The organism is Falsiroseomonas sp. RANM36, from assembly GCF_056682175.1.
Genome location: NZ_JBWXTD010000003.1, coordinates 864,139 through 870,900, shown reverse-complemented (window position 1 = coordinate 870,900; position 6,762 = coordinate 864,139). Strand labels below are relative to the sequence as shown.

The window sequence follows — 6,762 nt, the reverse complement described above, 5'->3', positions numbered from 1 at the left end:
GGCGCGGGCCCGCCCGCCGCGCCGCCCCGCCCGCGCCCCCCGCCCCCCCCCCCCCCCCCCCCCCCCCCCCCCCCCCCGCCGAGGACGCGTGACGCGCCGTCAGGAGTGGCCGTCGCGCTCCGCCTGCGACTGAGCGGCCAGCGCGCGGGCCATCTGGCTCAGCGCTTCCTGGTGCTTCTCGTTGTCGATCAGCGCGAAGTTCCGCGCGAGCTCGAGGCACATGCGCTGGCGCGGGCTGGCTTCCTGCGCGTCGGAGTCCGGCGCGAGACCTTCGAAGAACCAGGAGACGGGCACGCCGAGCACCTGCCCGATCTCGAACAGCCGGCCCGCGGAGATGCGGTTCAGGCCGCGCTCGTATTTGTGCGCCTGCTGGTAGGTGACGCCGATCATCTTGGCGAGTTGCTGCTGCGACAGCCCCATCATCACCCGACGCTCACGGATGCGGGCGCCGACATGGCGGTCTGCAGCATTCGCGCGCTGGCCCGGACGCTCGGCGGGTGGATTCGACCCCGCGCGATGCCCAGTATCGGTATCGGTAGTGGCCATCTTCTTCTTTCCCTTGCCCCGGGTGAGTAGCCCCGCTGCGATGCCAGAGATGGCCATGCGTTCGACCAAGGCGCGCATGAATTGCGCGTGAGTTTCGCTTGGCCGGCAATCTCCCGCCGCCTGTTACCATCACGACTGCGCCAGCGAAACCGCTAATGATCGTTGAAGAGCGGCTTCCATATGCTCCAGGTTGCGGCCAGGACCAGGAGCCCCTGGGCGCAGACCAGGGCCGTGGCGGTGCCCGCGCCGAGCGACTCGGCGAGCAGCCCGAGCTGGAGGAAGCCGAGCAGTCCGGTCCCGATCGCGGTGGACAGCACGCCGAGGGCACGGCCGCGCTGGTCCGGCGGCGCGGAGAGATAGATCAGCGTCGCCTGCATGCTGGCGAAGCCGGCGCCGCCCACGCCGACGCCGAACAGCATCAGCCCGGCCAGCAGCGGCGACGGTGCCAGCGCGAAGCCGGCCATCATGGCAAGGTAGACGACGATGCCGCCGACATAGATCGCCGCGTGGCGGTGCGCGGCGGCGAAGGCGCCGACCAGCGCCGCGCCGAGCAGCGCGCCGGCGCCGTCCATGCTGGCGAGGACGCCCACACCCTCCGGCCCGAGACCGAGCGCCGACTGGCCGATCACCGGGATCATGCTGGTGCAGGGCCAGGCCGAGAGATTGAATACGATCGTCAGGAGCAGCACGGCGCGCAGCCGCGTATGGCGCAGTGCGAAGCCGAAGCTCTCGCGCATCTCCTGCAGCACGCCGCGTTCGCGCTGTCGTTCGGCGACGGTGCCGACCCGCAGCGTCGCCGCCGCGCCGAAGGAAAGAATATAAAACAGGACGCACAGGCCGAAGGCGGCGCCGGGGCCGAGCAGCGCGAGCAGCGTGCCGCCCAGCACCGGGCCGGCGACCCGGCTGGCATTGCTGGCCATGACGTCGAGCGACATCGCCTGGCCCATGCGCGCGGGGCCCACCGCCTCCCCGATCAGCATGCGGCGCACCGGGTTGTCGGTCGCCCAGCCGAGGCCGCCGAGCAGGCTGGCCAGGCCGAGTTGCCAGACGGCGAGCGTGCCGGCGAGGTCTGCCGCCACCAGCCCCGCGACCGCGACGCCCTGCAGGGCGAGCACGGCCAGCAGCGCGCCGCGTCGCGGCAGGCGATCGGCCATCACGCCGAGGACGGCGCCGAACAGGCCCATCGGCAGCAGGCGCAGCAGCGTCATCGCGGCGACGAGCAGGGCGGATTGCGTGACCTGGTAGACCAGGACGCCGATCACCAGCATCTCCAGCCAGCGCGCGACAGAGACCACCAGGCCGACAAGCCAGAGGCGCCGGAAATCCGGCACCGCGAAGACGCGCCGACCTGGACCGGCCTCCAAGGCTTCCACCCGCAGGATTGTTGGCGCCGAGCTTCGCAGCCGCGGGCCGCACGCTCAATCCCCGCGCCGGCGCCCGCGTGATGCGGGCTGCTTCAGCCCGGCACGGTGTCCGACTGGACGATGCGGCCATCCTCCATCGCCACGATGCGGTCGGCGATGTCGAGGATGCGCGGGTCGTGCGTCACCAGCAGGATGGCCACGCCGCGCGACTTCGCCAGTTCGCGCAGCAGCTGCACCACCTCATGACCGCTGGCCTTGTCGAGGGCCGCGGTCGGCTCGTCGGCCAGCACCAGGCCGGGATCGGCGGCCAGCGCGCGCGCCACCGAGACACGCTGGCGCTGGCCGCCGGAGAGCTTCGCCGGCACCCGGTCCTCATGCCCCGCCAGCCCGACCGCCGCGAGCAGAGCGCCGGCGCGGTCCAGCCGGGCGGACTCGGTCAGGGCGCCGTCCTGCTCCAGCGCCATCGCGACATTCTGCCGCGCGGTGAGGAAGCCGAGCAGGTTGTGGTTCTGGAAGATGAAGCCGATGCGCCGGCGCAGCCCTACCCGCGCCGCCTCGCTCGCGTCCATCAGCTCCTCGCCGAGCACGCGCGCGCTGCCTTCCTGCATGGCGCGCAGCGCGCCGATCAGCGTCAGCAGCGTGGTCTTGCCGCTGCCCGAGGGGCCGGTGAGCAGCACGATCTCGCCGGTGCGCACGGTGAGGTCCACGGCGCGCAGCACCGGCCGGCGCAGCTCGCCTTCCCCATAGGCATAGGAGAGGCCGCGCAACTCGACGGGGTTCATGAGCTGAAAGCCGAACGGGGCGCTGACGGCGTGCGCAGCACGCCGAGGCCGCGAATGCGGCCCGCGCACAGACCAGCCGCGTGGCCCGGCGCAACCGTGGCCTGCGCGAAGCCAAGCGGCGCGGATGCGCCGCGCCCGGCGTTTGAGGGCACCATCAAAACATGTCCGCGGGGTTGGCGTCGCGCAGCTTGCGCACCGCGAGCAGCCCGGCGAAGGCGCACATCGTGAAGATCATGCCGAACACCAGCCCGGCCAGCGGCAGGTCGAGGCGCAGCGGCAGGAAGGTGGCGTCGGCGACCACGCCGTAGAGGAACCAGGAGAGCACGACGCCCGGGATGAAGCCGGCGACGGCCAGGATCAGCGCGGCGCCGAGCACCACGCGCGCCAGGTAGAAGCCGGAATAGCCCATCGCCTTCAGCGTGGCGTATTCCTTCAGATGGCTCGCGATGTCGCTGAACAGGATCTGGTAGACGATCACCATCCCGACCACGAGGCCCATCAGGCTGCCGAAGGCGAAGATGAAGCCGATCGGCGTGGCTTCCTCCCAGTAGCGGCGCTCATGCGCGCGCAGCTCGGCCTGCGTCAGCACCATCACGTCGGGCGGCAGAAGCGCGCGCAGCCGCGCCTGCGCGGCGGCGAGGTCGGCGCCCGGCCGCAGCTTCACCGCGACGAGGTCCACCGCCGCGACCTGGCGTTCCTTCACGACGCGCCGAAAATTCACCTCGGACAGCACGACGTTGCCGTCCGCGCCGAAGGAGGGGCCGATCTCGATCAGGCCGACCACGTCCATCCGGCGATTGCCGATCTCCGCCTCGATCGGGCCGCCGCGCTCGGCGAGCAGGTCGGCGACCGGGCCGAATTCGGGGCGCGAGCTGCGGTCGAAGGCGACGGTGTCGGCGCGCTTGAGCTGGTCCACCAGCGGCGCGAGGCCGGGGAAGTCCAGCACGCCGGCCGCGACGTCCACGCCGATCAGCTGGATGGTGCGGCGCGAGCCGTCCACCGGGTTCCGCCAGGTGGATTGCGCCAGGTAGATCGGCGCCGCGCGCTCCACCTCCGGCAGCGCCAGCGCCTGCTGCGCGCGCACGCGCGGCAGTGGCTCCGGCCGGAAGCTCGCCAGGGTCAGCGGGTGCATCAGGAACAGGTCGCCGCGCATGCTGCCGATCAGGTTCGTCGCGCTCTCGAACAGCGCGGCGCGGAAGCCGAGCTGCATGAAGACCAGCACGCAGGCGAAGAGGACGCCGGCGATGGCCGAAGCCAGCCTTGCCTTCTCCGCGCGGAGCTGCCGCCAGGCGAGCCGGACGGCCAGCCAGGTGGCGGCGAGCAGGCCGGGGCCGCGGCGTTCCGCGGGCGGCGTGGCAGGCCGCCCGGCGGGCGGCGCGGCGGCCGGCGGGGCCTCGCCGCTGCGCTCGGGCGCCCAGGGCAGGAGCGTCTCGGGGCGGGTGATCTCGTTCACGGGCGGATCGCCACCTGCACCTGCATGTTGGACCGCCGCGCCAGCGCCTCCGCCGCCTCCGGCGCCAGCGCGAGCCGCACCTCCACGGTGCGGGCATCCACCGCCGCCACGGGGTCGGTGTTGGCCTGGGTGTTGCGCCGCACCTGCCAGCCGATCTCGCGCACCGTCGCCGGGAAGCGGGCGCCCTCGCCGGGGACCAGGACCTCCGCCGGCGCGCCGAGACGCAGCCGCGGCAGGTCGGTCTCGTAGATGTCGGCGACGACATCCATGCGGGTGAGGTCGGCGATCTCCATCACGCCGTCGGTGGCGGCGCGCTCGCCGGCGCGGGCGATCACGCGGATGACGGTGCCGGCGATCGGCGCCCGGAGCCGGGCGAGGTCGGCCTCGGCGCGGGCGCGGGCCAGGGCGGCCTCGGCGGCGGCCAGCTCGGCCTCCGCCAGCGCGACATCCTCGGGGCGGGGGTGCAGCAGGGTTTCCAGGATGGCCTCGGCCTCGGCGCGCTCGGCGCGGCTGCGGTTGGCCAGGAAGCGGGCGCGCTCGGCCACGGCCTCGGCGCCGGCGCCGCTGCGCTCCAGCCGCTCGGCGCGGTCCGCCTCGCGCCGGGCGCTGGCCTCGGCGTTGCGCAGCGCCTCGATGCGGGCGCGCTGGGCGTCGATCTCTGCCGGGCGGCCGGCGGCGCGGGTGCGCGCCAGCTTCGCCCGCGCCTGGGCAAGCTGCGCCTCGGCCTGTTGCGCCGCGGCGTCGCGCAGCGGGGCCTCGCTGAACTCGGCCAGCACCTGGCCCTCGGCGACGCGGTCGCCTTCGCTGACAAGCAGCCTGGTGATGCGCGCGCCTTCCTGGCCCGGCCCCGGGGCAAGGCGGCGGATGCGCGTGGCGGGTTCGACGCGCCCCAATGCGCCGATGCCGACCGGGGCGGCCGGGGGCGCGGCGACCGGCGCGGGGCCGCGCTCCGCCTCGCCATGCCTGGTCCAGACAAAGCCGCCGCCGGCCGCCGCGGCCAGCAGGGCGGCGCCGAGCATCAGCTTCGCGCCGCGCGTCATCGTGCGCCCTCCAGCAGCGTCTCGAGCATGCGCCGCATGGCGGTACGCTCGGCATCGGTCGGGGCGTAGAGGCGGAAGATGCGGGCCATGAACATGCCGTCGGCGGCGGCGTGGATCACCTCGCCGAGGCCTGGCGGCAGGCCGTCCGCCGCGTTGTCCTGCCGCATCTGCGCGATCACGGCGCGCACCGGGTCGAGCAGCGCGGGATCGTGGTGGAAGGCGGCCAGGAAGATCGCGGCGGCGCGGTCGTGCTTCTCGTTGCACGACATCTCGCCGTCGCCGAAGCCCCATTCGAGATTGGCGCGCGCCACCCGCCCGGGCCCGGGCGGCTGGGCTTCCACGCAGGCGCGGTATTCGCTGCGCATGAACTCCGCCAGGCGCGCCATCAGCGCGGCCAGCAGCGCCTCCTTCGAGGCGAAGTGGTAGAGCAGCCCGCCCTTCGACACGCCGGCATCCCGCGCCGCGGCCTCCAGCGTCAGGCCGGCGACGCCGCGGTGCTGGATGATCGCCTCGGCGGCGTCGAGGACGCGGGTGCGGACATCGGGCAGTGCGCCGGGAGGGCCGTCGGTCATGGCCCTCAACTATACCGGCTGGACGGTCTGTCAAGGACAAACCGTCCAGCCGGTATAGTCCCGCCTCCGCCAGGACGGTCAGGCGGGGATCGGCACCTTGGCGGCGAGCGGGTCGAGCAGGCTCTCGATCGCCGCCGGCTCTTCCCAGGCCAGGGCGATGGTCACGACCGTCACGCGGGAGCGGAACTGCGGCGGGATGCGGACGAAGTCCTTCTTGGTCGTCACCGCCACGGCCCGGAGCGTCTCGGCCTGGCCCAGCAGCTCCTTCAGGTCGCCCTCGTCATAGGGGTAGTGGTCCGCGAAGGCCTCGCGACCGGCCAGCACCGCGCCGGCCTCCTGCAGGGTGGTGAAGAATTTCGGCGGGTTGGCGATGCCGCAGAAGGCGAACACCGGCTGGCCGGCGAGCATCGCCGCCTCCGGACCCGCGACAAGCTTCGCGCGCAGCACGGGAAGGCCGGGCGGAAGCTGTGCCAGCGCGCCCGTCTCGTCCTTGCCGATCAGCACCGCCGCGCCGGACCGCGCCGCCGCCGCGGCGCCGGGCTCGCGCAGCGGGCCGGGGGGGGCCCGACCGCGTTTCCGCCGCCTATCAGGCGGCGATCTGGCAGACGATCTATCCGGCCTACACCTTCAAGGCCGAGCCGAGCGCGACGACGCTCCAGGCCATGATCAACGCGCTGAACGCCGACACCTCGATCACCGGCGGTCGCGGCACCCTCTACACGCCGCTCAACGATCAGGGGCAGGTGATCTCGCAGAAGCTGCTCGGCGCGGGGCCCGACCCGACCAACCCGATCCCGGCGCCCGCCGCCATCGGCCTGTTCGGCTTCGCCCTCGCCGGCCTGCTGCTCGCCCGCCGCGCGACCGTCTGAACGCCTACCCCGGCGCGCGGCGCCGCACGCCGCAGCCGCAGTCGCGCGGGGGCTGGGCGGGGGTGGTGGCGGAGGGGGTGGTGCCCGGGGCGGCGGAGACGGGGGCGGGCGCGGGCGGCGGGGCGGGGCCGGCGGC

General features: G+C 73.9%; 8 protein-coding genes. 1 reads left to right on the top strand and 7 read right to left on the bottom strand.

The features are described 5' to 3' along the window. Nucleotides 1-99: 99 nt before the first annotated feature. The 7 genes from AC1MIR_RS08935 to AC1MIR_RS08905 form a co-directional block, all read right to left on the bottom strand. A complete protein-coding gene (locus tag AC1MIR_RS08935; RefSeq protein ID WP_480027822.1) occupies nucleotides 100-624 on the bottom strand; it encodes a helix-turn-helix domain-containing protein in 525 nt (174 codons plus the stop codon). A gap of 74 nt (nucleotides 625-698) precedes the next feature. Next, nucleotides 699-1,919, bottom strand: a complete 1,221-nt coding sequence (locus tag AC1MIR_RS08930) for an MFS transporter (protein WP_480027821.1) — start codon at nucleotides 1,917-1,919, stop codon at nucleotides 699-701. An 83-nt stretch (nucleotides 1,920-2,002) separates the two neighbouring features. After that, entirely contained in the window at nucleotides 2,003-2,692 is a 690-nt protein-coding gene (locus AC1MIR_RS08925; protein ID WP_480027820.1) for an ATP-binding cassette domain-containing protein, read from the bottom strand. 154 nt (nucleotides 2,693-2,846) lie between these two features. After that, nucleotides 2,847-4,145 carry an ABC transporter permease DevC gene (gene devC, locus AC1MIR_RS08920; RefSeq protein WP_480027819.1) on the bottom strand — a complete coding sequence of 433 codons (1,299 nt, stop codon included), beginning with the start codon at nucleotides 4,143-4,145 and terminating at the stop codon, nucleotides 2,847-2,849. Continuing rightward, the gene (locus tag AC1MIR_RS08915; protein WP_480027818.1) at nucleotides 4,142-5,185 is read right to left on the bottom strand and encodes a hypothetical protein; all 1,044 of its coding nucleotides are present in this window, start codon (nucleotides 5,183-5,185) and stop codon (nucleotides 4,142-4,144) included. The genes devC and AC1MIR_RS08915 overlap by 4 nt, the downstream gene beginning before the upstream one ends. Continuing rightward, complete coding sequence (locus AC1MIR_RS08910) at nucleotides 5,182-5,757, bottom strand: TetR/AcrR family transcriptional regulator (RefSeq protein ID WP_480027817.1); 576 nt, start codon at nucleotides 5,755-5,757, stop codon at nucleotides 5,182-5,184. Before AC1MIR_RS08910 ends, AC1MIR_RS08915 begins: the two co-directional genes overlap by 4 nt. 78 nt (nucleotides 5,758-5,835) lie before the next feature. After that, nucleotides 5,836-6,306: a tetraacyldisaccharide 4'-kinase gene (locus AC1MIR_RS08905; protein ID WP_480028730.1), complete on the bottom strand. Its 471-nt coding sequence runs from the start codon at nucleotides 6,304-6,306 to the stop codon at nucleotides 5,836-5,838. Between the two features lie 113 nt (nucleotides 6,307-6,419). On the opposite strand from AC1MIR_RS08905, the gene AC1MIR_RS08900 reads away from it, so the two are divergent. Continuing rightward, entirely contained in the window at nucleotides 6,420-6,626 is a 207-nt protein-coding gene (locus AC1MIR_RS08900; protein WP_480027816.1) for a hypothetical protein, read from the top strand. The last annotated feature ends 136 nt before the right edge of the window (nucleotides 6,627-6,762 follow it).

Bases quoted from the DNA above. Each gene is read 5' to 3' on its own strand.
- AC1MIR_RS08910 (WP_480027817.1), bottom strand. From the start codon at position 5,757: ATGACCGACGGCCCTCCCGGCGCACTGCCCGATGTCCGCACCCGCGTC.
- AC1MIR_RS08935 (WP_480027822.1), bottom strand. From the start codon at position 624: ATGCGCGCCTTGGTCGAACGCATGGCCATCTCTGGCATCGCAGCGGGG.
- AC1MIR_RS08925 (WP_480027820.1), bottom strand. From the start codon at position 2,692: ATGAACCCCGTCGAGTTGCGCGGCCTCTCCTATGCCTATGGGGAAGGC.
- AC1MIR_RS08915 (WP_480027818.1), bottom strand. From the start codon at position 5,185: ATGACGCGCGGCGCGAAGCTGATGCTCGGCGCCGCCCTGCTGGCCGCG.
- AC1MIR_RS08900 (WP_480027816.1), top strand. From the start codon at position 6,420: ATGATCAACGCGCTGAACGCCGACACCTCGATCACCGGCGGTCGCGGC.